This window comes from Desulforamulus putei DSM 12395, assembly GCF_900129195.1.
GTDB classification, from domain to species: Bacteria; Bacillota; Desulfotomaculia; order Desulfotomaculales; family Desulfotomaculaceae; genus Desulfotomaculum; species Desulfotomaculum putei.
In genome coordinates this window covers 15,930-40,252 of record NZ_FQUY01000005.1, presented here as the reverse complement: position 1 = coordinate 40,252, position 24,323 = coordinate 15,930, and the positions used below count along the sequence as shown (strand labels likewise).

The following is a 24,323-nucleotide window of genomic DNA, read 5'->3' as shown; positions in this document are numbered from 1 at the left end:
ATTTGATATAATCTATATCGAGTATTTTAAGTTTTATATAAGTTAATAATGTGTTTTTGTAGTTTTCTAAAATATTAAACCAGATAGTGTGAGAGGTGATGAGTGGTGCATATTCTTGTATGCGTAAAACAAGTCCCCGATACAACCGAAGTCAGGATTGATCCGGCGACCAATACTTTGGACCGCTCCAGTGCACCGGCCATTATCAATCCCTACGACAGCCATGCCGTGGAAGAGGCGGTCAGGATTAAAGAGCAATTTGGCGGCAAAGTAACCGTCATCTCCATGGGACCTCCCAATGCGGCAGAAGTTATCAAGAGATGCATAACCATGGGCGCTGACGAGGGATACCTGTTAAGTGACAGGATGTTTGCCGGCTCCGATACCCTGGCCACCAGTTATATCCTGGCCAAGGGCATTGAGATCATTAGCCGCCGGGAACCCATTGATTTGATTTTGTGCGGCAAGCAGGCCATTGACGGTGATACTGCCCAGGTGGGGCCGGGCATTGCCAGGAGATTGGGGCTGCCCCAGTTAACCTATGTCAACAAAGTGGCGGAGGTGGAGCCGGACAAGGGAGAGATCAAGGTCCACCGTAAATTGGATGATGCTTACGAAGTGGTGATAGCGAAACTACCCTGTTTGATTACGGTGGAGAAGGAAATCAACGAACTAAGATATGCTTCCCTTCCCGACATGATTCGGGCGGCCCGTTATCAGCCCGGAGTTCTTGGGGCTGCGGACCTGGAGGCGGATGCGGCCATGATGGGTCTTAAGGGTTCTCCTACTTCCGTGACAAGGATATTTGCTCCCACCCAGCGGGGGCAAGGGGAAGTGCTTAAGGGAGATGTTTCGCAGGTGGTTAGCCAACTGATTGACAAGTTGTCAACAAAGATTTCACAGAACAATTAAGACAGGGGTGATAAGATATGGCGGTAAATGTATCCTCCACCTGTATGGGCTGCCAGGCATGTATTCCTGCCTGTCCATACGAAGCCCTTTATATAAATGAAGAAGGTTTGTGCCAGGTGTTGCCGGAAAAATGCGTAGAATGCGGCGAATGTATTGAAGTTTGTCCGGTCAGTGCCATCAATTTGCCTTCTGCACAAAAGACGGTGGATACCGGAGCAACTGCGGGTAAAACCCAGCTAAAAGAAACAGGTTTTCCGGATTCTGAAAGCAAAGGGGAAGCCCCTGTAGAAGTGGCTGCAGAGTTGACCGGAGACCTGGCCCGTTACCGGGGCGTCTGGGTGTTTATTGAGCAAAGAGAAGGGGAAATTGTCCCTGTGTCCTTGGAACTGCTGGGAGCTGGCCGTCAACTGGCGGATAAACTGGGGGTAGAGCTGGCCGGTGTGCTGCTGGGGGACAAAGTCTGCGGTTTGTCGGACAGGCTTTACGAGTACGGCGCTGATAAGGTTTACCTGGCAGATCACCCGGTGCTGCGATACTATCGCACCGAGACCTACATGAAGGTTTTTGTCAAGCTGGTTCAACAATACCTGCCGGAAATCATCTTAATGGGGGCCACCACCACCGGGCGGGATCTGGCCGGGGCTGTGGCAACCGAGTTGAGCACCGGCTTAACGGCGGATTGTACCGTCCTGGATATCGATCCCAAACAGCGTTTGCTGCTGGCCACTCGGCCTGCCTTTGGCGGCAATATCATGGCCACCATTGTCTGCAAAAACCACCGTCCCCAAATGGCAACGGTACGTCCCAAGGTGATGAAAATGGCGAAGCCTGTGCCGGGGCGTCGGGGTCAACTGGTAACCTGGCAGGTTGATCTCAAAGAAGAGGACCTGTTAACCCGGGTGGTGGAAATTGTTAAGGAGCGCGGGGAACAGGTAAATCTGCAGGAAGCGGAGATCATCGTGGCCGGCGGTCGCGGATTGGGAGACCGGGAGGGTTTTCGTAAAATATGCTTCGGGCTGGCCGAAGCCATCGGCGCCAGGGTGGGGGCCTCCCGGGCTGCCGTTGAGGCGGGCTGGATTGAACAAAAATATCAGGTGGGGCAAACAGGTGTCACTGTGGCGCCGAAAATCTATTTTGCCCTGGGGATTTCCGGCGCCATCCAGCACCTGGTAGGCATCCGGGGTTCCGATATCATCATTGCCGTCAATACAGACCCCGATGCACCCATCTTTAAAGAATGTACCTATGGCATTGTCGGGGATGTCTTTCAAGTTGTTCCGGCCTTAATTGAACCTCTCAAGGAGTTATTGTCCAAGCATAAACGTGACAGCGAAAAAATGACAGGCAAAGGGGGGATTCACTGTGCCTGAGAAATTTGATGTGATTGTGGTGGGGGCCGGCGTGGCCGGTCTGGCCGCAGCCTATAAGCTGGCCAAAGAAGGCCTGTCCGTTATAGTGATTGAGCGGGGGGACTATCCCGGCGCCAAAAACGTGATGGGCGGCGTCCTTTACCGGGCCATGATGGAAGAGATCATCCCTGAATTCTGGAAGGAAGCGCCCTTGCAAAGACCGGTGGTGGAGCAAAGGTTCTGGCTGATGGACGAAGAATCGGTGGTCACCACCGGCTATAAGGGACAGCAGTGGGCCCGGGAGCCATATAACTGTTTTACGGTTTTCCGGGGGCAGTTTGACCAGTGGTTTGCCCGCAAGTGTACCGAAGCCGGGGCCGTCATTATCAATGAAACGGTGGTTGAGTCCTGCATCGTGGAGAATGAAAGGGTTGTCGGCGTCAGAACCAACCGCCCGGACGGCGACCTGTATGCCAACGTAGTGGTGCTGGCCGACGGGGTCAACTCCCTTTTAAGCAAGCAGTTGGGTTTTCATGATGAGTGGAAGCCCCAGCAGGTGGCCCTGGCGGTGATGGAAGAACTCAAATTGCCCTCCGAGGTCATTGAAGAACGGTTTAATTTGGAGCCGGGTATGGGAGCCACCATTGAAATCTTCGGCAGCGGCACCCTGGGCCTGGTGGGTACCGCCTTCATTTACACCAACAAGGAGCATATCTCCATTGGTGTGGGCGCCTTGCTGTCCCAGATCAGGCAGATGAAAGTACGTCCCTACGACCTGCTGGAAAACCTGAAAAACCACCCCATGGTTCGCCCGCTGATTCGCCAAGGGGAACCGGTGGAATATTACGCCCATTTAATTCCCGAAGGAGGGTACAATGCCATCCCCAGGTTGGTGGGCAACGGTGTGGTGGTGGTAGGGGATGCGGCCCAACTGGTGAACGGGATTCACCGGGAAGGCAGTAACCTGGCCATGACCTCCGGCCGGCTGGCCGCGGAAGCCATTATCCGGGCACACCGGATGGGTGAATTCAATGAAAGGTCCCTGTCCCATTACGAAGAACAATTACGGAACAGTTTTGTCATCGAAGACTTGAAAAAATACAAGAATACCTCTCACCTGTTTGAGGTGAATCCTCAATACTTTAACAAGTACATTCCGGCCACCAATATGGCCCTGCACGAAATGCTGACGGTGGACGGTGTCAGCAAGAAAGACAAGCAAAAACTTATCCTGCAAAGGCTGTTAAACGGCAGTTCTCTGTACTCTCTGGGCAAAGACCTCTATCAGGCTTGGAGGGCGGTGAAATAATGGAAAACAAGTTGGATAAACGAATGAAATATGTGAAAACCGAAGTTAATATCGACGATAAACTATATTTAAACCGCTGGAAACCGGACCACCAATCTCACCTGGAAATCATCGACCCTGCCGTATGCGCGGAAAAATGTGAAGGGAAGGACTGCACCGTCTTTTGTCCCGCCAGGGTCTATGAATGGAGGGATGGCCGCATTGCCGTAGGCTATGAGGGCTGCCTGGAATGCGGCGCTTGCCGCATCGGCTGCCCGCACGGCAACATCCGCTGGCGCTATCCCCGGGGCGGTTACGGGGTTCAGTTTAGATTGGCCTAAGGATTAAGAAAAAACACCCACTTTGCCGGTTATGCCGGGGAGTGGGTGTTTCATTTTTAAAGCTCAGGATTTATTTCCATTAGGTTCTTTATGCTTAATACTGATAAAAAAAACTTTCCTGAACCCATTTTATTTGATGAGGTTATTATATGCCCTCTTTTGGCAAAATAACTTTGAATGTGAGGTGAGCATGTGGTATTACGGGTGATGTTTCTTTTGCTTTGGCTGCTTTGTCCTAAAATTTCCTGGGCTGGTGATACATTGGGAAAGGTTGTGATTGACCCTGGACACGGTGGCTATGATCCTGGCGCCATCCGCAAGGGGGTAATGGAGAAACATATCAACCTGGCCATTGCTCAGGAGATAGGTAAAATACTGAAAGAAAACCATGTCCAGGTTCGGTTGACCAGAGATGGCGATTACAACCTTGCGGTTCCCGGTCTACACGGTCGGGATGCCAAAAGGTACGACATTGAGCGGCGCATCGAACTGGCCCAAAAATTTGGTGCTGATGCAGTGGTCAGTATTCATGTTAATGTGGGACGCCGAAAGTGTTCCGGCGCTGAGACTTTCTATCACAGACAATCGCTCCGGGGCAAATTGCTGGCGGAGAGCATCCAAAGGGAGCTTTCAGGTATACCGTATATTAATAAGCGGGTGGTAAAGACGGGCAGCTATTATATCTTAAGGCGTACCGAGATGCCCTGTGTCATCGTGGAAACAGGTTTTCTCAACAACCCCCAAGAAAGGGAAAAGCTCCTGGATAAAAAATATCAGCAGATGTTGGCCCGGGCCATTGCCAAAGGGGTAATCAATTACTTGCAGGTGAAGGATAAGGAGTCTGAAAAAATATAAATGTTTTTGAAAAATCCCATATATTGGGAAAATTTACCGCAAAGGGTGAGTTAACATGCAGCGTAAGCGATGGACCTTTATGATTGTCCTGATCAGTATGATAACAATTTTAAGCTATCTAACCCTGGGGAACGCTGTTTTTACATCTAAGCCTGCGACAATCCCGGCCCAGCCCATACTGGCCATTGTCATTGATGATTTCGGAGGTCCCGACAATTGTGGGGTAGCGGAATTTATGGCCCTTGACCGACCCATTACAGCAGCGGTGATGCCAAATTTAATTTATTCCACCGCCCACGCCGAAGAAGCCCATCGGCGGGGACATGAGGTGATTTTGCATCAACCAATGGAGCCCATACACGGCAAGGCTTCTTGGTTGGGACCCGGAGCCATTTTTTCCTATATGAGCGCCCAGGAAATTCAGGATACCTTTACCCAAAACCTGAAATCCGTCCCCCATGCCACTGGTTTTAATAATCATACCGGCTCGAAAATAACCAGCAGTAAAGAAAAAATTACGCCCATGCTGGCAGTGGCCAAAAGCAAGGGGCTATATGTACTGGATAGTTGTACCTCTTATAAATCCCATATTGTGCCGGTGGCAAAAAATATGCACATACCCTGGGTGAAACGGGATGTATTTTTGGATGATGTAAAAAGCAAGAAGCATATTACCAAACAAATTAAGAAAGCCTGCCAGGTGGCGAAGCAACAGGGCTACGCCGTGGCCATAGGCCACGTGGGACAGGGGGGCAATGTTACGGCCCAGACGGTTAAAGAGGCCATTCCTTACATTGAGCAAGAGGGTATTAAGCTAGTGCCTCTATCCGAGGTTGTTAAAGTAAATAATGGTAATAGTAAAGGGAAAGTATAATGGGCACCCCGGCCTAACAGAGTGCCCCATCGGGACTTGGGTTTTACAACTGATTTTCCTTTACATAATTCATGCCCACTTCCAGAGCCTGCCTGTTAATGGCCAGCATTTCCGGGCGCTTGGAGGCCACCACTTCCTTCAGGGCAGCTACAACATCGTCCAGGGTCAAGACATCCGTTTTCGCCAGCATAGCTCCCAGGACCACCACGTTGGCCAGGTTTGCTTTGCCCACCTTTTCGGCGGCCAGTTCCTGGGCAGGTATTTTCAGGACCCGCACGTCGTCCCTGGTAACATCATTTTTTACAATGGAGCTGTTGACCACCAGCAGACCTCCCGGAATCAAGGCAGGGAGAAACTTTTCCAGGGAGGGGCCGTTCATGGCTACCACCAGGCTGGGTTTATTGACCACCGGGCAGTTGATTTCTTCGTCGGAGACGATTACCGAGCAGTTGGCGGTGCCGCCCCGCATCTCCGGACCGTAGGAAGGGATCCAACTGACTTCTTTATTAGTAAGCATACCGGCATAGGCCAGAATTTTACCCATAAACATAACACCCTGGCCGCCAAAACCCGAAATGATCATTTTTTCAGTCATTGCCATTTCTCCTTTACTGGGCAGCAGCATCTTTCAGCACGCCCAGGGTGTAATTTTTCATCATGTTTTCCCGCAGCCACTCCAGCGCCTTCACCGGGGACATCCCCCAGTTGGTGGGACAGGTGGAGAGAACACTGACAAAGGTGAAACCGCGGCCGGCCAACTGATACTCAAAGGCCTGGCGTATGGCTTTTTTGGCCTGCAGGACATTTTTGGGACTGTCCACCGAAACCGAAGCCACGTAGGCAGCTCCCTGGATCTGGGCAATGATTTTGGGCATGTCCAGCGGGTAACCGGCCACACTGGGTTCACGGCCGAAGGGTGAAGTGGAGGTCTTCTGGCCGGGCAGGGTGGTGGGAGCCATCTGGCCGCCGGTCATACCGTAAATGGCGTTATTGACAAAGATGGTGGTGATATTTTCACCCCTGGCGGCGGCATGCATCACTTCCGCAATGCCAATGGAAGCCAGGTCACCGTCCCCTTGATAGGTAAAGACAAATCTGTCCGGCAGGGCCCTTTTGATGCCGGTGGCCACCGCCGGAGCCCGGCCGTGGGCGGCGCCCTGCATGTCGATATTAAAATACTGCTGGCAGAAACCGGCGCAGCCCACAGGTGTTACGCCAATGGCTTTGCCCAGCAAATTCAGTTCTTCCAGATTTTCTGCAACCAACCGGTGAATGATGCCGTGGGTGCAGCCAGGGCAGTAGTGAAAAGGTGCATCGGTCAGCGCACCGGTACGCTTAAATACTTCTTTCAATGCTAACACACCTCCTTAAACGGCGGCCGCTGCGGCCGGAAAGACTTCTTTAAAACGCTCCAGCACTTCTTCCGGTGCGGGAACCATACCGCCCTGACGGTTGCATAAATGCACCGGAGCGCTGCAATTTGTGGCCAGGCGCACATCCTCAATCATCTGGCCGGCGCTCAGTTCCACCGACAGGTAACCCTTGATTTGGCCCTGCAGGGACTTGAAGCCGTCCACCGGGAAGGGCCACAGGGTGATGGGACGCAGCAGGCCCACCTTGATGCCTTCCTTGCGGGCCATCTGGACGGCGGCTTTGGCAATACGGGCGGTGGTGCCGTAAGCCACCATTAAATATGCCGCATCGTCGGTCATATACTGTTCCCAGCGCTGCTCGGCGGCGGCAATGGACCTGTACTTGGCTTCCCAGCGCAGGCAGTTGGCCTCGCCGATCTCGTTTTGCAGGGAGTAGCTGGTGATGGTATTGCGGGGACGACCCTCCGCACCGGTGGTGGCCCAGTCCTTGGCAGGCAGCTGCCGGGTTTCCCGCTCCTGAAAGACCACCGGTTCCATCATTTGACCCAGAATACCGTCCGCCATAATCATCACCGGGTTGCGGTAGAGGTCTGCCAGGTCAAAGGCGTCCTGGGTAAGGTTCACCAGTTCCTGCACGGTGCTGGGTGCCAGCACGATCAAGCGGTAATCGCCGTGGCCGCCACCCTTGGTGGCCTGGAAATAGTCCGCCTGGGAGGGACCAAGGCCGCCCAGGCCCGGGCCGGCACGCACGATGTTGACAACCACCACGGGCAGTTCATTGGCCGCGATATAGGAAAGTCCTTCCTGCATCAGGCTGATGCCGGGGCTGGAGGAGGCGGTCATCACCCTGACACCGGCCCCCGCAGCGCCAAAGCACATGTTGATGGCGCTCACTTCACTTTCGGCCTGGACAAAGGTGCCGTTCACCGCCGGCAGGTGCTTGGCCATGTACTCAATAATCTCGGTGGAAGGGGTAATGGGATAACCGAAAAACAACCGGCAGCCGGCCCTGACGGCTGCCTCGGCAATAGCTTCGTTTCCTTTGAGTAAATATTTTTTCAAAGCAACCACTCGCTTTCTAGTTTATTAACAAATTCAAGTCGAATTCAAGTTGAATTGTTAATTTCCGGAGGCCTGGCGCCATATCCGAATGGCCACATCGGGGCACATCAGGGCGCACATGGCACAACCGGTGCAATTGTCCGGGTCTGCCTGCCGGGCATAATAGTAGCCTTTGGGGTTGGGCTCTTTGGAAAGGTTTAACACTTTTTGGGGGCACACTTCTACACAGATGCTGCAGCCTTTGCAGCGCAGCTTGTCAACTTCAACGGTTCCCTTAGCCATGCTTGTCTACCTCCTGTTAAGTCTGCGCCCACTGCAGGCGCATCATGATATCTATGGGGAAAACCTGCCGGTGGGGAAAATGTTCTTTCACTTGTTCGTACAGGGATCGTTCCACCACGATAAAATCGATGGGCAAGCCGGTCTGTAAAGACACCTGTTCCAGTATTTTCTGACCCTGTTGTACCAGTTCCAGGTCGGTTTCCCAGGCCAGATTTGTGTTGCTGACCAGAGCGGTCACGGACAGGCCGCCGGCGGCCTCGATACTGTGCATAACAGTAATAATTCCTGCCGGAGAAGCGGTATCGGGCCGGTTGGTGTTGACCACCATCAACATGCGGTAGCCGGTATTTTTGATTAAATCAGCAAACCGGCCCAGGGCGGTGGCCCCGGTATTGTCGCCACCCACATCGATTACCACGTGGTAATCCTTATTAGCGATGAAGCCCGCGACCTCCGGCGGCATGGCGGGAACCTCCGACATCACGTACTCCGCCGGTGGCAGGACCACATGGACCCCCTGGCTTTCCAGCAGATCAGCCTTTTCCCGACTGCGAAAATAAGGGTTGATGATATCCAGATCCACCAACGCCACCTGTTGGCCCTGCCGGGCCAGGTCTAGGGCATAATTTATGGATAATTCTGTTTTACCGCTGCCGTAGTTGCCGACAAAAACGGTTACCCGGTTATTTGTTCCCATCGAAAGTTTTGGTCCTTTCTGTTCATGCCGTGTCCTGCCAGGCAGGCTAGGGCCAGAGACATCAGTTTGCCCTGGGGTGTGTCCGCCCGGGAGGGCAGTACCACCGGAGCCGCAGCGCCCAAAACAAGTCCCGCCATCACGCCGCCGGCAAAGTACAAGATGGACTTACCCAGAATATTGCCTGCTTCAATATTGGGCACCAGCAGGATATCCGCCTGACCCGCCACCGGGCTTTTGATTCCCTTATGTTCGGCAGCATCCTTGTTAATGGCGATATCCAGGGCCAGGGGGCCGTCCACCAGGGCGCCGGTGATTTCTCCTTTTTTGGCCATCTGGGCCAACTGCTGGGCCTCCAGGGTCACCGGCATTTTGGGGCTCACCTGCTCATTGGCAGACAGTACGGCAACTTTCGGCAGGGTAATGCCCAGGGAATGGGCAAAGTCAATGGCATTCTGGCAAATTTGTTTCTTCATTTCAATATCGGGAGCAATATTGAGGCCTCCGTCGGTTAAAAAGATGAGGCGGTCGTAGCCTGGTACTTCGTAAACAGCGATGTGACTGAGAATTTTACCTGTGCGCAGGCCCCATTCCCCGTTCAGCACCGCCTTCAGGAAGGTGCTGCTGTTTACCAGGCCCTTCATAAGCACCTGGCAGTTGCCGCCCATTACCAGCTTGATAGCCAGTTCGGGGGCTGCCAGTGCATCGGCCTCGAAAATTTCCACTCCGTTCAGATCAAAGTCAACATCCCAGGCCACCCGCTCGATTTCGCTGCGGGAGCCCACCAGAACAGGTTCCACAAAGCCCTCCTGCATCGCTTTTTTAAGGGCCAGCAGAACCTTTTCGTCCTGGGCATTGGCCACACTGACCCGCACCTTGGGCAGCCCTTTTACCACTTCTAAAACCTGAGCAAAGTTCTTAAACTGCATAATGAACACTCCTCGCGTCAAAATTGAGTGTTTTGTAGCCATCTTGTACCTTCTGTATTCTCTCCGTATTCGGCATCGGGTTACTTTAACGATATATAAGCGCTTGCTCCTCTTGTCTTAATACCCTGAGCGCCCCCAGGGCCAGGGATTCCATTTCTTCTTCACCGGGAATCAGTGCCACCGGTGCAATGAAGGAAACACGCCGGGTAATTTCCCCGGTTATAAAGGCGGAATGTGCCAGGCCGCCTGTTAAGACAATGCGGTCCACTTCCCCACACAGCACTGTGGACATGGCCCCAATTTCTTTGGCCACCTGATAGCACATGGCTTCCAGCACAAGCCTTGCCTGTTCATCTCCCTCGTTCATTCTTCTTTCCGCTTCCCTGGCATCCTTGGTACCCAGGTAAGCATACATACCACCTTCCTTAAGGATGCCGGTGAGCATTTCCTTTTCAGTATACTTGCCGGAATAACACAGTTTCACCAACTGGGCCGACGGCAGCGTACCGCAGCGTTCCGGTGAGAAGGGGCCTTCATTGTTGGCGTTATTGACATCAATCATTTTTCCCCTGCGGTGAGGAGCCACCGAAATGCCGCCTCCAAGGTGGGCAATTACCAGGTTGACTTCCTGATAGGTCTTACCCAAGTCCCGGGCCACCTTGCGGGCCACCGCTTTCATATTTAAGGCGTGGGACAGGCTGATCCTCGGCAGTTCCGGGTGACCGGACAGGCGGGCCACCGGTTCCATTTCGTCCACCGCCACCGGGTCTACAATATAGGCCGGAATATTGACCCTTTGGGCCAGGTGATAGGCGATGATGGCGCCCAGGTTGGAAGCATGTTCCCCGCCGGGGGCATTATGAGATTCCTGCACCAGGTATTCATCCACCAGATAGGTACCGCCGGACAGGGGCTTCAGTAAGCCTCCCCGGCCCACAATAGCGCTGAATTGTTCCAGCTGGCAGCCCTTTTCCTGCAGGGTATTTAAAATGGTATCCATACGGTAACTGTACTGGTCGCCGATTTTGGCAAAGGCTCGGATGTCTTGATCGGGGTGGTTGATAACCTCCTTCCAGAGGCAGGTCTCATCTTGAAATACTGCGATCTTTGTGGAAGTTGAACCAGGGTTAATGGCCAGAATTTGCATTGTAGATCACTCCGTTTATGGCTTACTCTAAACCGGGGTAGGGGATGATTTTTTTACCTAGTTTATTATACCAGGGATTTACGACAAAAACCGATTTGATTTTTATTCCTGAATTTCAATATTCCGCTGCGTTTTTATCAATCGCCCTAGGAGCAATCCTCGCCTTTACTAAAAGAAAAAGTACGGTATCAAATGCAGTTAATGGCATAACAAAACCAGCATCAATATTAAGACCCCCGGCCCTGGCATCCCACATGTGATCGGAATTTTTTATTTCGATAAGGCAAATGGATCAAATCTCTAATCAAGCTATGTCCGCTACTCAAAATGTAGCCGCCGCCATTGAAGAGACAAACGCAACAGTACAACAGTTTGGAAGCTCTGCACAATCATTGGCCTCTCTTGCTGGTGATTTGCAGGTAGCTATTGAAAAGTTTAAATTATAATTAATCGAGTAGGAGGGGGTGTCTAACTACCGTCCTCTCACACCTATTTAGGGTCTGCTGAACGAATCCTTATTTTATCCAAGAGAACATAATGCAGCCTCAGAAAAAGCCAGATTAGACCGAAACAGGTGTCATAGAAATATTGGAGCCAGACTGTCCGAGGCAGCAAGAAAGACCAAAGGCCCCGTAGACTAGGCAGTGCATGTTCCTTTGTCCAATAACGGGCGTTTATTACAAAGTGACCTTTTTTCACCTCTTGTGTGATATAGGTCACTTTTTTTATATGGGCTTCACTGTACAATACAAGTATGGCAAAGACAACTATTACAGCTATAATGTCGTATTGCAGGAAGTTAATAGAAATGCAAGAAAATTCATTCTTTTTTAAACGGGAGTGTACGCCAAACCTAAGAATACAAACACTGATTCTCAATTCAAGTCACTTTTGGCCAGTGGTTTTATGCCAGAGGTACATAAACCGATTATTTAGTTAAAAATCTAAAGGAGGTCATGATGAATGTTTTGTAACCAGTGTGAACAAACAGCAAAAGGAACCGGTTGTACAGTGGTAGGTGTGTGCGGTAAGAAGCCCGAAGTGGCAGCTTTGCAGGATTTGTTGCTGCACGCCTTGAAGGGGCTGTCCCTCTATGCCAGTGAAGGTCGTAAAGTGGGTGTGGCGGACCCGGAAATCGACCGCTTTACTGTAGGCGCCATGTTTACCACCCTGACCAACGTAAACTTCGACGCCGCCCGGTTTGTTTCCCTCATTAACCAGTGCGTACAATACAGGGAAGCATTAAAAGACAAGGTGGCAGCAGCCGGCGGCAATGTTTCTTTCTCTGACCCCTCTGCCGGCTTCCAACCGGCTGCGGACCTGGCAGGCCTGATTAAGCAGGGTGAGGAAGTGGGGATGGTGAACGACCATACCGCCGATGCCGATATCCAATCCCTGCAGCAGATTTTGGTTTACGGCCTTAAAGGGATCTCTGCCTATGCCGACCATGCCGCCATCCTTGGCCAGGAAGACGACAAGGTCTATGGCTTTATTTACGAGGGAATGGCAGCCCTGACCAATAAAGACCTTGGTCTGAATGACTGGGTCGCTCTTGTTCTCAAGTGCGGTGAAGTAAACCTCCGCGTAATGGAATTGCTGGATGCCGCCAATACCGGTAAGTTCGGCCACCCGGTCCCCACCGAGGTTCCCCTGGGTCATAAGGCCGGCAAATGCATCCTGGTATCCGGTCACGACCTGCAAGACCTGGCAGATTTACTGGAACAAACCGAGGGCAAGGGTATTTACGTTTACACCCACGGTGAAATGCTGCCGGCCCACGGTTATCCCGAACTGAAAAAGTACAAACATTTCTACGGACATTACGGTACAGCCTGGCAAAACCAGAAGAAAGAATTTGCCGCTTTCCCCGGCGCCATTCTCATGACCACCAACTGCATTCAGGATCCCCAGGCCTATATGGACAACATCTTTACCACCGGACGGGTTGGTTGGCCCGGCGTGCAGCATGTTCAGAACGGAGATTTTGGCCCCGTAATCGAAAGGGCCCTGGCCATGCCCGGATTTGAGGCTGACGAAGACAAGGGCAGCGTCATAGTGGGATTTGCCCGTAACACTGTTATGAGTGTGGCCGATAAGGTGATAGAAGGCGTTAAGAACGGCGACATCAAGCACTTCTTCCTGGTGGCAGGCTGCGACGGCGCAAAAACCGGCCGTAACTACTACACTGAGTTTGTGGAGAAGGCCCCCGGGGATACCGTTATCTTAACCCTGGCCTGCGGTAAGTTCCGTTTCTTTGACAAGAAACTGGGTGATATCGGCGGCATCCCGCGGTTGCTGGACATCGGCCAGTGCAACGACGCTTACTCCGCCATCCAGATTGCCGTAGCCCTGGCCAATGCCTTCCAATGCGGTGTCAATGATCTGCCACTCTCCATGGTGCTGTCCTGGTACGAGCAAAAGGCGGTGGCCATCCTGCTTACCCTGCTGCACCTGGGAATTAAAAACATCCGCCTAGGTCCCAGCCTGCCCGCCTTTGTATCGCCCAATGTGCTGGAGGTGCTGGTGAAAACCTTTGATATTAAACCCATTACCACCCCCGATGAAGACCTGGCTGCCATCTTAAACAAATAGGAATCCCAAAGGGAGGAGATCGGTTAATGCCGCTCTCCTCCTTCATCTTTTAAACTGGCATTACATACCCAATAGACTCGGCTTTTTATAACAACCTTTCTTTTTTCTATTTATCCAAGCTAATGGAGATTAAAATTTTTTTGTAATAAGTACTAAAAAATTTTAATAAACAAAGAGGTGATTTTTGTTTGATGTCGAAAAGTATAATCCAGACCGGGTTACCGCCTGTTGTTCCATTGTTGAGACAATAAATTTATATCTGGGAGGGTTTTACTTTGGACAAGACGATCATTTGTACCGAAAAGGCTCCTGCAGCCATCGGGCCTTACTCACAGGCTGTAAAGGTCGGCAATTTCATGTTTATTTCAGGGCAAATTCCCATTGATCCCGCCACCGGCAATGTGGTGGAAGGAGATATTCAGGAACAGACCCGGCAGTGCATTAAAAACCTGCAGGCCATTTGCGAAGCCGCCGGGGCAAGCCTGAGAGATATTGTTAAAACTTCTGTTTTCATCAAAGACATGAACCAGTTTGCCAGGGTCAATGAAGTCTATGCGCAATTTTTCAACGCGGAACCACCGGCCCGGGCCTGTGTGGAAGTATCTTGCTTACCGAAAAATGTTCTGGTTGAAATCGAAGCAATTGTATTCGTTAAATAATCTCTGTTTCGGTAGCCAGCCACCAAATAAACGGAAGATCACATAAAGGGACTCTTCACAGGAGTCCTTATTTTTTTAAGTGATGTTTAGCAGGGGAAGAGAAGGGATAATCTGAAAAATTGTCGAACAACACCATAAAAGAAACAATGCGAGGTTGTTCTATGGCCAAAATAACCTTTGATGAAAACAATGCCGTATTTGCTTTAGACATAGGAACCAGGACGGTCATCGGCACCGTGGTCTCCACCGCCGGAGGACATATGAAAGTTTTGGCCCAGGCCATGGTGGAACATCAAAGCAGGGCCATGCTGGACGGGCAGATCCACGATATTCCCCGGGTGGCTGAGGCGGTACAAAGGGTAAAGGCGGAGTTGGAGAAAAAGCTTAAAACACCCCTGAAAAAAGTGGCCATCGCTGCAGCGGGCCGTTCACTGAAAACCCGCCGGTGCCGGGTGGACCAGGAACTGATTGAAGATTTGGAAATCGATCCTATGATGATTCACACCCTGGAACTGCTGGGTGTGCAAAGGGCCCAGGAACTTCTGGAACAGGAAACCCGGCAGGGGGAAGAAAAGGAAAAATTCTTTTGTGTCGGCCACAGTGTAGTGGGGTATTATTTAAATGATTATCCCATCGCCAACCTGGAAGGCCACCGGGGTAAAAAAATCGGTGCCGAAGTGCTGGCTACCTTTTTGCCGGCATCGGTGGTTAACAGCCTGCATGCCGTACTGGCCAGGGTTGGCCTGGAACCCCTTTACTTAACCCTTGAGCCCATTGCTGCCAGTGAAGTCATTATCCCTGAACAATTACGGTTACTGAACCTGGCACTGGTGGATGTGGGGGCAGGAACCTCCGACATTGCCATTTCCCGGGACGGTACCATCACTGCCTACGGCATGGTACCTACAGCGGGTGATGAAATCACTGAGTTGATTGTGGAAGCCCTGATGGTGGACTTTATGACGGCCGAGCAAATTAAACGCAGTCTTTGCCGGGGCCGGGACATCCGGTATCAGGATGTCCTGGGAATGGAAGTTACTGTTACCTGTGAAGAAATCATGCAGATCATTGAGCCCGCCGTGGAAAACCTGGCCAATGAAATTGTTCGGCACATCCTGGAATTGAACGGTCAAGTGCCGCCCAAGTCTGTTATGTGTGTGGGTGGAGGTTCCCAAGTGCCCTCCCTGGTGGACAGAATCGCACAAAAGCTGGGGCTGCTGCAACAGCGAGTGGTCATCCGCAACCGGTCCAACATCAACAATCTGGCGGATGCCAGGAAAAAGGACCTGGCAGGTCCCGAGGGAGTAACGGTGGTGGGAATTGCTGCTGTGGCTGCCAAAAAGCGGGGGCAAAATTTTATTACGGTAACGGTGAACGGGCAGCCCTTTACTTTGTTTAACACCCAGCAGCTCACTGTGCTGCAGGCCCTCGGCCTGCTGGATTTTAATCCCAGAGAATTATTGGGGCGCAACGGTAAAGACCTGCATTTTACTTTAAACGGAAAACCCAAAACTGTCTATGGCGAACTGGCCAAACCGGCGGTGATCACCGTAAACGGTCGCCCTGCCAATTTAAAGACCGTGATTCAAGACGGTGACATTATCCGGGTGGAAAAAGCCGTCAACGGCAAAGATGCCGTTGCCAAAGTAGGGGACTTCCTGGAGAATGTTACGATGAATTCCCACCCCCTTTGTCTCCTCAACGGTAAACCGGCGGACTTGGAACAGCCTGTCTCGTCGGGGGATGTGCTGGAGATAATTATTTCCCCGTCGGAGGACAACCGTCCTGAAGCAATCTCCCCGGAGGATGATTCAGCAAAGGGAGACCTACCGGGAACACCGCTGTCAGGGACATCCGCAGCCAATCCTTCCCCGGGGCCCGGTCCGGCAGTGCAGGCCATTGCAGTGATTGTGAACGGCCAATCCATTATAATGGAAGGGAAAAATGAATATATTTTAATCGATATCTTTAACTACTATGATCTTGATATAACCCAATCGAAGGGTATGGTTAGCATTAAGAGAAACGGCCATGATGCAGAGTATACGGAAGTTCTGCAGGACGGCGATGTCATTGAGATTTCCTGGTAAGTACATTTAATAATTTAATATATAGAAGGATTGGAGAACCCCTTGCAAACAACACAGGCTTATCCCGCCCTTGCGGCCATGATGCCGGAAAGTCCTGTTCAAAGGGCCATTAGACAGAAAGGTATGAGAAGAACGTATGCCGGCCAAAATCCTCATAGATGCGGACGCCTGTCCCAAAACAGTGTTATCCATTGCCACCAGGATTTGTGACGAGTTCTTACTGGAACTGTGGACGGTTGCCAGCTTTGAACACAATATTTCTTCGCAGCGTCATATTGTCGTGGGCAACGCCGCGCAGGAAGCGGACATTCAGATTATGAATCTGACCCGGCGGGGCGATATTGTTATTACACAGGATTGGGGCTTGGCCGCCATCATACTCTCCAAAGGGGCGGGGGCCATCTCCCCCTGGGGCAAGATCTTCCGGGAGAGTACCATCGATTTTATGCTGGAAGAAAGAGAAATGAAAGCCAGGCACCGCAGGGCCGGCGGACGAACCAGGGGTCCCCGCAAGCGTACCATAGAGGACGACCTTCGCTTTGAGGCCCAGTTAAGAAAACTTATTGAAGAAATGAACAACAAACCGGGCGGCTGTCCTTAGCAATATTTACATCTATTTACATTTTTTGAAACTGGTTTTTTATGTTCCGGCATGCTAACATAATTCTGAAAATAGCAAAGATTAAGGCAACCAAGAAATAATTATAATAGTTAATTATTTCGCAAAAAAATTTTTAGCCTAAATACGAAACTCAGAAGGGAATTCAGAAATTTTTGTCGAACTATTGTCTCGCAATGTCGAATTTTTTAATGATTGCGCCGGTCTGACCACCATACCGCGAAGGTGGGGGGTGAGAGTTGATGGCATCAAATAATTTAGTAAATGATACCCAAATATAAATATACAACAATGGAGGGATCTTAAATGTCCAAGGCACAAGCAATTGAAGCACTAATCAAGGCAATCGGCAAAGAGAACGTTATTACCGAGCATGAGGAATTGGTTTGTTATTCCTTTGATGCTACCGCGGATATGCCCAGTCAGTTGCCTGATGTTGTGGTAACACCCCGGAGCACCGATGATGTGGTAGAAATTATGAAGGTGGCAAATCAGTATAAGATGCCTGTATATCCCAGGGGTTCCGGCACCAACCTGTGTGGAGACACCATCCCTTTGAAGGGCGGCATTGTCTTAAGAACCCAAAAAATGAACAAAATTATTGAGATAGACGCAGATAACCTGGTGGCTGTGGTACAGCCCGGTGTTGTCATTAACGATTTAAATACTGCCGTGGCTCCCTTTGGTTTGATTTACCCACCGGACCCTGGTACCGTTGCCACCGCAACCATGGGCGGCAGTGTTTCCGAATGCTCCGGCGGTCTGAGAGGCCTTAAATACGGTGTAACCAAACACTACGTCATGGGTCTGGAAGTGGTGATGGTTGATGGTACCGTGGCCAGCTTTGGCGGCAAAACCGTTAAAAATGTTACCGCCTATGACATGGTTAAGCTGTTCACCGGCGCAGAAGGTACCCTAGGCATCATTACTGAAATCACTGTTAAACTGATCCCCGCTCCGGAAGCCAAAAAGTCCATGCTGGCTGTTTTCAACAAACTGGAAGATGCCGGCAATACCGTTACTGAGATCGTTCGCAGCAAGGTGATTCCCGCCACCATGGAAATCATGGACCAGGTAACCATCCGTACCGTAGAAAATTTTGCCAAAGTGGGCCTGCCCACCGATGCGGAAGCAGTATTGCTGATTGAAGTAGACGGCATCCCCGAAGTGGTAGAGCGTGAAGCGGCCACTGTGGTTAAGGTGGTGGAAAAGAATAACGGTAATATTAAAGTGGCCAAGGATGATAAAGAGCGTGACGGCCTGTGGGCTGCCCGCCGTGCCGCACTGCCTGCCCTGGCCCAGATGAAACCCACTACCGTTCTGGAAGACGCCACGGTTCCCCGCAGCAGGCTGACCGATATGCTGGTGGCCCTGCAGAACATTGCCAAGAAATATGATTTAATGATTGGTACCTTCGGTCACGCCGGAGACGGTAACCTGCACCCCACCATCCTGACGGATGAACGCAACACCGAAGAAATGAAGAGGGTACACCAGGCAGTGGATGAAATCTTTAAGACTGCTCTGGAACTGGGCGGCACCATTAGTGGCGAGCATGGTATCGGTATGGCCAAGGCCAAGTACCTGCCCATGGAGTTTGGTGAGCAGGGTGTTGAAATTATGCGTAAAATAAAGAGGGCACTGGATCCCGAAAACTTACTGAACCCCGGAAAAATGATGGGCTAAAGGAGGGCAGTTTTCATGGCTGTTTACGATAACATTAAGGGAATTGAAGAAGAAATTATCAAATGTATGAAATGCGGTAACTGCCAGGCTGTATGCCCCGTTTATAAAGAGACCCTTTCAGAGTCCGGGGTCGCCAGGGGTAAAATCCAGCTGGCCGCGAAAATTCTAAAAGGGGAAGCCAAATACACCCCGGAACTTTATAAAAAGTTTGACCTTTGCCTGCAGTGCCAGGCCTGTAGCGCCAACTGTCCCTGCGGTGTGAAGGCCCATAAGATTATTATGGCAGCGAGGGCAGAGTTAGCCAGACAAAATATGCTGCCCTTTGCGAAAAAAGCAGCTTTTAATATCCTGAAGAAACCTGGTTTGTTTGATTTTGGTCTCCGTTTGGGGAGTACCTTCCAGGGCCTGGCATTCCGGAAAAATGCCTCCGGCATGAGCCCCCGTTTCCCCATCGGTTTGGAAATGCGCCGGGTTGTGCCTGCTCTGGCGGACAAACCCCTGCGTTCCGAACTGCCGGAGGTAAACAAGGCGCCGAACTCCCGTAAGAAAGTAGCTTTCTTTACCGGTTGTGTAACCAACTATATTTATACCTCCGTCGGCAAAGCCGTGGTGGATGTACTGAACCATAACGGTGTAGATGTCATTATTCCGAAGGAACAGCACTGCTGCGGCGCCCCGGCCATCATTAACGGGGATATTGAAACCGGTAAAGCAATGGCCAAATCTCACGTAGATATTTTCAGCAAATATGATGTTGATGCCATTATTACCGTATGCGGCACCTGTGGCGGCACCTTTGAACAAAAATATGTGGAACTGCTGGCTGACGACCCGGTCTATGAGGCGAAGGCCAGGGCGGTAGCCCGGAAGATCCGCGATATTTCCGAATATCTGGTGGATGACCTGAAGGTAAATTTCGCCAAGCTGGGCAGTGTTCCCATCTCCTTCACCTACCACGAACCCTGCCACATCGGCAGGGGCATGGGCTTAACCCGCCAGCCCCTGGAAATGCTTACCAAGATTCCGGGCATTACCTACAAGCCCATGAAACAGCCCAACCGCTGCTGTGGTGGCGCCGGTTCATTTAGTTTAACTAACTATGACGTATCTTACCAAATCCTTAAGAAAAAAATGGCTGATATCCAGGGCACCAATACCAACGTGGTGGTAACCGGCTGCGGTTCCTGCCGGATGCAGTTGGAAGACGGGCTGGCCCAGGAAAAAATGCCGCACAAGGTTATGCACGTGATTGAAGTGGTACAAATGGCATATCAAAATGCCAAAGAAAAGCCTGCGGCTACTGCTAATAAAGAACAGACCAAAGCTTCCCAAAAGAGCGGAAAGACCAAAAAAGCCAGTTAAAAAGATCAATACAGTACGGCACCCGGGGTCTTGCCGCGGGTGCCTTGTAAACTGTTAACAACGTATCGGGCAGATATTGGTCCTTCTGACTATACATAATAACTTGAAATTTAGTACCCGGCCTTATGTTATTTCATTATTATCCGCCCGGATGGGCATATTTGTTCTGGCCTGAGACTGGCAGACGTGTTTTTCGCTAACTTTATTTTACTATTTCTTTGCAATATGTATATTATATTAGCAGAATAGTTCGAAATTATTGATTTAACTAAACCTTTTGTCTATACTATATGTGAACGAGTAAATAATACCGAAAGAATGTGAGTTTTCTATGGCTTCTGGTCATACCACAAGATCATCATATCAATTGGCCATTAATACATTAGCTGATTATATGATTGCATATTATATAAAGTGTTTTTGCATAAAAAATACTCAGGAGGTGCAAAATTTTGAACATTGTTGTGCTCATCAAACAAGTTCCCGGCACAGACAACGTCAAAATGGATCCCGAGACCGGTGTCATGATTCGCAGCGGCAAAGACACCATCATTAATCCCCTGGATGAAAATGCACTGGCAGAAGCGGTCCGCATCAAAAATTCCAGGGATGATGTGAAGCTTACGGCAATCAGTATGGGTCCCGAATCCGCTATGAAAGCGCTGAAAGAAGCCGTGGCCATGGGCGCCGATGCGGGGATCTTGCTTTCCGGCAGGGTGTTTGCGGGCTCAGATACCATTGCCACCGGGCGAGCGCTGTCCGCCGCCATTAAAAAGTTAGGACAGGTGGATTTGATCATTTGCGGCGAGCGTGCCACGGACGGCGAAACAGGGCAGACCGGCGCCATGATTGCCGAGTTCCTGGACATCCCCGTACAGACCTATGTATCAGCTCTGGAAGTTAAAGATAACAGTGTCATTGTAAAACGTACTGTTGAAGGCGGGTTTGAATATGTAGAGGTACCCTTCCCGGTTTTGGTAACGGTAAACAAAGACATCAATGAACCGGGATTTCCGACCCTTGACGGTAAACTAAAGGCCAAGCAGGTGGAGATTCCTGTCTGGGGAAATGAAGAACTGGGTTTGGATAAAAGCGTATTAGGTTTAGGCGGTTCCCCTACCAGAGTGGTGAAAGTATTCAGCCCGAAACTTTCCCGGGACACCATTATGAGAAAAGCGGACGGCACTACCGGACCGGTGGATGAACTAATTCAGTTCCTGACCGGTAAAGAAGTTTTATAGGAAGGGGGAATTCCAGGTGCCAACGATGGACCTGTCCAACTATAAAGGAGTTTTTGTCATCGGTGAACAAAGGGATGGCAAAATACATTCAGTGACCTATGAATTACTTACCAGGGGACGTGCCCTGGCCGATGACCTGGGCTGCCAGTTGAGTTGTGTGTTACTGGGCGATGAAATTGAAAATGTACAGGAAGTCATTTACCGGGGAGCGGATAAAGTCTTCCATATTAAGAGCCCTGCTCTTAAGAATTTTCTTCCCCGCCCTTACCGAAACGCCATTTGCCGGTTAGTTGAAGAAGAAAAACCCGAGATCATTGTTGCGGCAGCCACCACCACAGGACGCACCATTATGCCCCTGGTGGCAGCCCGGCTGAATACCGGTTTAACGGCTGACTGCACCGAGCTAACCATTGACCCGGAGACCAGGATCCTGTTGCAGACCCGTCCGGCCATTGGCGGCAACATTATGGCTACCATTAAGACACCCAACCACCGTCCCCAAATGGCCACAGTACGTCCCAAATCGGCCAAGCCGGCTCCGGCGGACCCCACCCGTACAGGTGAAATCATTGTGAAGGAATACGATGGGGCAGTCTTTATGACCCCTGAAAAGTTCCTCCGGTTCGTCAAGGATACCACCCAACAGGTCAATATTGAAGATGCTGATATTATCGTAGCCGGCGGCAAAGGGATGAAAAGCGCCGAAGGGTTTAGACTGGTTGAAGAACTGGCCGAAGTACTGGGGGCCGGTGTGGGAGCCACCCGGGATGCCGTTGAACTGGGATGGACCACCTACCCGCATCAGATCGGGCTTTCCGGCAAAACCGTCTCCCCCAAGCTCTACATTGCCCTGGGATTATCCGGAAAAATTCAGCATATGGCAGGCATGCAGACCTCCGAGGTTATCGTAGCCATCAATAAAGACCCCGAAGCCCAAATTTTTAAAGTGGCGGACTTTGGTATCGTGGGAGATGTATTTGAAGTTGTTCCCATGCTGATTGAAGCTATTAAGAAAATAAAGGCCACTGCATAAGGGGGGAAGAGGAATGCAATATAATAAAGTGAATGATGGAATTATTGAAGAATTAAAAACCATTGTAGGGGCAGCCAATGTTCTCACCGAGCATGAGAAGATGGAGATGTACGCCAGAGACGAAGTATCTGACCAGTTGTGGGAAAAGATGCCCGAAGTGGTGGTAAAACCTGAAAATGCTCTGCAAATAAGTGAGATTGTTAAACTGGCCAACCGCGAGCTGGTGCCCATAACCCCTAGGGGCGGCGGCACCGGTTTGGCTGCGGGCGCTGTGCCAATGATCGGTGGCATCGTTTTATCCCTGGAGAAAATGAACCGGATCCTGGAAGTGGATACGGAAAATTTGTTCATGGTTGTTGAACCGGGAGTCACCACGGGAGAGGTGCAAAAGACTGCACGGGAACATGGGTTGCTTTATGCCGGGGATCCATGTTCTGCCGATAGTTCCTTTATCGGCGGAAACGTGGCAACCAATGCCGGAGGTAACAAAGCGGTTAAGTACGGCGTAACCACCCGTCATATTTACGGACTGGAAATTGTTATGCCCAATGGCGACATTGTAACCTTCGGCGGTAAAAACGTGAAGGACGTAACCGGTTATGATATCGTGCACCTGATAGTCGGTTCCGAGGGTACACTTGGCATCGTAACGAAAATATGGCTCAAATTAATGCCCCTGCCTAAATATGTGGCGGATTTGCTGATTCCCTTTGCTGATATGCAGACCGCAATAAAGGTTGTACCGAAAATCATGACAGCCGGCATTATACCGACTTGCCTGGAATTTATGGACAGCCTGTCTATCAAAGCAGCCGAGATGTACCTGAACAAAAAACTTCCTTACAGTGATGCCGGGGCTTATATTATCTGCGAGGTGGACGGAACATCGGAAACCCAGGTGCAGGACGACTACGAAACAATAGGCAAATTGTGCCAGGAAAACGGCGCTCTGGAAGTATTTGTGGCAGACAACAAGTCAACCCAGGAAAGGATCTGGAAAGCGCGGAAGAGTTATGCAGAAGCCATTCGCATGCTCAGCCCGGTTTATTGTATGGAAGACATTGTTGTGCCGGTGTCTGAAATACCCAAGTGCCTGGAGGCCATTGAGCGCATCTCTAAAAAATATGACTGCAAGATCCCCAGCTGCGGGCATGCCGGTGACGGCAACATTCACGCAACCATTCTCCGGGAAGGGCGTGATGACCACGCCTGGCATGAACTGAAGGACAATGTTTTAAGGGAACTGTATGAAGTTGTCTATCAATTGGGCGGCAACCTGTCAGGGGAGCATGGCATCGGGGCCAAGCGGGCAGAGGCCATGCATAAACATATGACTGAAGCCCAGCTTAATGTTTTGAGATCCATTAAAAAAGCCCTGGACCCCAACAACATTATGAACCCCGGTAAAGTACTGGTTCTTCAATAGTTTTAACGGGTAGGAGTTAAAAAGTATAAGAGTAGATTGTATTAAACAAGTAAGTGAGGCCTTAGCCTTGAAAAATCAAGGTATAAGGCCTTTTTTAGTTTACATCCGAATTAATACCAGTAAATCCCCCTTTTATAGGACTTTCTTATTGGCATACACCTTGCATATCTATTTGGCACAAGCAACTCCAAAAATAATAAGGAAGAAGGACCGTCAATCCAAAGAACCCCACAAGGATTTAACGGTGCGGTTGGTGGAAGAGTGTTACAAACAGGGCTTGGTGGTACTGGCTGCGGGTATTTTCAGCAATGTTCTGAGATTTTTGCCTCCTCTGGTGATTACTGACGGCCAGTTAAATGAAGCCCTGGATATTCTGGAAGAAGCCTTCGAAGCATCCGTCAACTAGAGGTAAAAGTGGAAAGTGAATCGAGAAGTAAGAGGTTAGAAGTGAGAAGGTGAGATTAGGAGGTAACAGCGTGAAGGGGTTTTACGGCAAACTGCTACGCATT

The 24,323-nt window shown here is 50.6% G+C and carries 23 protein-coding genes; 16 read left to right on the top strand and 7 right to left on the bottom strand.

Going from position 1 to position 24,323, the window contains the following annotated elements:
- Window positions 1–105: 105 nt before the first annotated feature.
- The 6 genes from BUB67_RS04950 to BUB67_RS04925 all read left to right on the top strand — a co-directional run bounded on the left by BUB67_RS04950 (window position 106) and on the right by BUB67_RS04925 (window position 5,619).
- Window positions 106–912 (top strand): electron transfer flavoprotein subunit beta/FixA family protein, encoded by an 807-nt coding sequence (locus BUB67_RS04950; protein WP_084127645.1) that lies wholly within the window; start codon window positions 106–108, stop codon window positions 910–912.
- A gap of 17 nt (window positions 913–929) precedes the next feature.
- Window positions 930–2,282: an electron transfer flavoprotein subunit alpha gene (locus tag BUB67_RS04945; protein WP_073236681.1), complete on the top strand. Its 1,353-nt coding sequence runs from the start codon at window positions 930–932 to the stop codon at window positions 2,280–2,282.
- Window positions 2,275–3,570 carry an FAD-dependent oxidoreductase gene (locus tag BUB67_RS04940; protein WP_073236679.1) on the top strand — a complete coding sequence of 432 codons (1,296 nt, stop codon included), beginning with the start codon at window positions 2,275–2,277 and terminating at the stop codon, window positions 3,568–3,570. Before BUB67_RS04945 ends, BUB67_RS04940 begins: the two co-directional genes overlap by 8 nt.
- Window positions 3,570–3,890 (top strand): ferredoxin family protein, encoded by a 321-nt coding sequence (locus tag BUB67_RS04935; protein WP_200798128.1) that lies wholly within the window; start codon window positions 3,570–3,572, stop codon window positions 3,888–3,890. The genes BUB67_RS04940 and BUB67_RS04935 overlap by 1 nt, the downstream gene beginning before the upstream one ends.
- A gap of 261 nt (window positions 3,891–4,151) precedes the next feature.
- Complete coding sequence (locus BUB67_RS04930; protein WP_238456961.1) at window positions 4,152–4,745, top strand: N-acetylmuramoyl-L-alanine amidase family protein; 594 nt, start codon at window positions 4,152–4,154, stop codon at window positions 4,743–4,745.
- A gap of 55 nt (window positions 4,746–4,800) precedes the next feature.
- Window positions 4,801–5,619 (top strand): divergent polysaccharide deacetylase family protein, encoded by an 819-nt coding sequence (locus BUB67_RS04925; RefSeq protein ID WP_073236673.1) that lies wholly within the window; start codon window positions 4,801–4,803, stop codon window positions 5,617–5,619.
- A gap of 43 nt (window positions 5,620–5,662) precedes the next feature.
- Here BUB67_RS04925 and BUB67_RS04920 read toward each other — a convergent pair whose 3' ends face one another.
- The 7 genes from BUB67_RS04920 to buk form a co-directional block, all read right to left on the bottom strand.
- Window positions 5,663–6,214, bottom strand: a complete 552-nt coding sequence (locus BUB67_RS04920) for a 2-oxoacid:acceptor oxidoreductase family protein (RefSeq protein WP_073236926.1) — start codon at window positions 6,212–6,214, stop codon at window positions 5,663–5,665.
- Window positions 6,215–6,227: 13 nt separating this feature from the next.
- Window positions 6,228–6,971 carry a thiamine pyrophosphate-dependent enzyme gene (locus BUB67_RS04915; RefSeq protein ID WP_073236670.1) on the bottom strand — a complete coding sequence of 248 codons (744 nt, stop codon included), beginning with the start codon at window positions 6,969–6,971 and terminating at the stop codon, window positions 6,228–6,230.
- A 15-nt stretch (window positions 6,972–6,986) separates the two neighbouring features.
- Window positions 6,987–8,054, bottom strand: coding sequence for a 3-methyl-2-oxobutanoate dehydrogenase subunit VorB (locus BUB67_RS04910; protein WP_073236667.1), 1,068 nt, complete (start codon window positions 8,052–8,054; stop codon window positions 6,987–6,989).
- Between the two features lie 57 nt (window positions 8,055–8,111).
- Window positions 8,112–8,336, bottom strand: coding sequence for a 4Fe-4S binding protein (locus BUB67_RS04905; RefSeq protein ID WP_073236664.1), 225 nt, complete (start codon window positions 8,334–8,336; stop codon window positions 8,112–8,114).
- A 16-nt stretch (window positions 8,337–8,352) separates the two neighbouring features.
- Complete coding sequence (locus BUB67_RS04900) at window positions 8,353–9,033, bottom strand: hypothetical protein (protein ID WP_073236659.1); 681 nt, start codon at window positions 9,031–9,033, stop codon at window positions 8,353–8,355.
- Complete coding sequence (locus tag BUB67_RS04895) at window positions 9,012–9,959, bottom strand: bifunctional enoyl-CoA hydratase/phosphate acetyltransferase (RefSeq protein WP_073236656.1); 948 nt, start codon at window positions 9,957–9,959, stop codon at window positions 9,012–9,014. The genes BUB67_RS04900 and BUB67_RS04895 overlap by 22 nt, the downstream gene beginning before the upstream one ends.
- Window positions 9,960–10,044: 85 nt before the next feature.
- Window positions 10,045–11,106 (bottom strand): butyrate kinase, encoded by a 1,062-nt coding sequence (gene buk / locus BUB67_RS04890; protein ID WP_073236652.1) that lies wholly within the window; start codon window positions 11,104–11,106, stop codon window positions 10,045–10,047.
- Window positions 11,107–12,069: 963 nt separating this feature from the next.
- Between buk and hcp the strand changes: the two genes are divergently transcribed.
- The 10 genes from hcp (at window position 12,070) to BUB67_RS16350 (ending at window position 24,220) form a co-directional block, all read left to right on the top strand.
- A complete protein-coding gene (gene hcp / locus BUB67_RS04880) occupies window positions 12,070–13,698 on the top strand; it encodes a hydroxylamine reductase (RefSeq protein WP_073236646.1) in 1,629 nt (542 codons plus the stop codon).
- A gap of 275 nt (window positions 13,699–13,973) precedes the next feature.
- Entirely contained in the window at window positions 13,974–14,357 is a 384-nt protein-coding gene (locus BUB67_RS04875) for a RidA family protein (RefSeq protein ID WP_073236643.1), read from the top strand.
- Window positions 14,358–14,518: 161 nt separating this feature from the next.
- Window positions 14,519–16,447 (top strand): cell division protein FtsA, encoded by a 1,929-nt coding sequence (locus BUB67_RS04870; protein ID WP_073236640.1) that lies wholly within the window; start codon window positions 14,519–14,521, stop codon window positions 16,445–16,447.
- A gap of 136 nt (window positions 16,448–16,583) precedes the next feature.
- Window positions 16,584–17,048, top strand: coding sequence for a YaiI/YqxD family protein (locus BUB67_RS04865; protein ID WP_073236637.1), 465 nt, complete (start codon window positions 16,584–16,586; stop codon window positions 17,046–17,048).
- 324 nt (window positions 17,049–17,372) lie between these two features.
- Window positions 17,373–18,752 (top strand): FAD-binding oxidoreductase, encoded by a 1,380-nt coding sequence (locus BUB67_RS04860; RefSeq protein ID WP_073236634.1) that lies wholly within the window; start codon window positions 17,373–17,375, stop codon window positions 18,750–18,752.
- 15 nt (window positions 18,753–18,767) lie between these two features.
- Window positions 18,768–20,114, top strand: a complete 1,347-nt coding sequence (locus BUB67_RS04855; protein ID WP_073236630.1) for a (Fe-S)-binding protein — start codon at window positions 18,768–18,770, stop codon at window positions 20,112–20,114.
- Between the two features lie 452 nt (window positions 20,115–20,566).
- Entirely contained in the window at window positions 20,567–21,355 is a 789-nt protein-coding gene (locus BUB67_RS04850) for an electron transfer flavoprotein subunit beta/FixA family protein (protein ID WP_073236627.1), read from the top strand.
- 25 nt (window positions 21,356–21,380) lie between these two features.
- Window positions 21,381–22,388, top strand: a complete 1,008-nt coding sequence (locus BUB67_RS04845; protein WP_073236625.1) for an electron transfer flavoprotein subunit alpha/FixB family protein — start codon at window positions 21,381–21,383, stop codon at window positions 22,386–22,388.
- A 13-nt stretch (window positions 22,389–22,401) separates the two neighbouring features.
- The gene (locus BUB67_RS04840; RefSeq protein ID WP_073236622.1) at window positions 22,402–23,814 is read left to right on the top strand and encodes an FAD-binding oxidoreductase; all 1,413 of its coding nucleotides are present in this window, start codon (window positions 22,402–22,404) and stop codon (window positions 23,812–23,814) included.
- Window positions 23,815–23,962: 148 nt separating this feature from the next.
- The gene (locus BUB67_RS16350; RefSeq protein ID WP_200798127.1) at window positions 23,963–24,220 is read left to right on the top strand and encodes a hypothetical protein; all 258 of its coding nucleotides are present in this window, start codon (window positions 23,963–23,965) and stop codon (window positions 24,218–24,220) included.
- Window positions 24,221–24,323 lie beyond the last annotated feature (103 nt).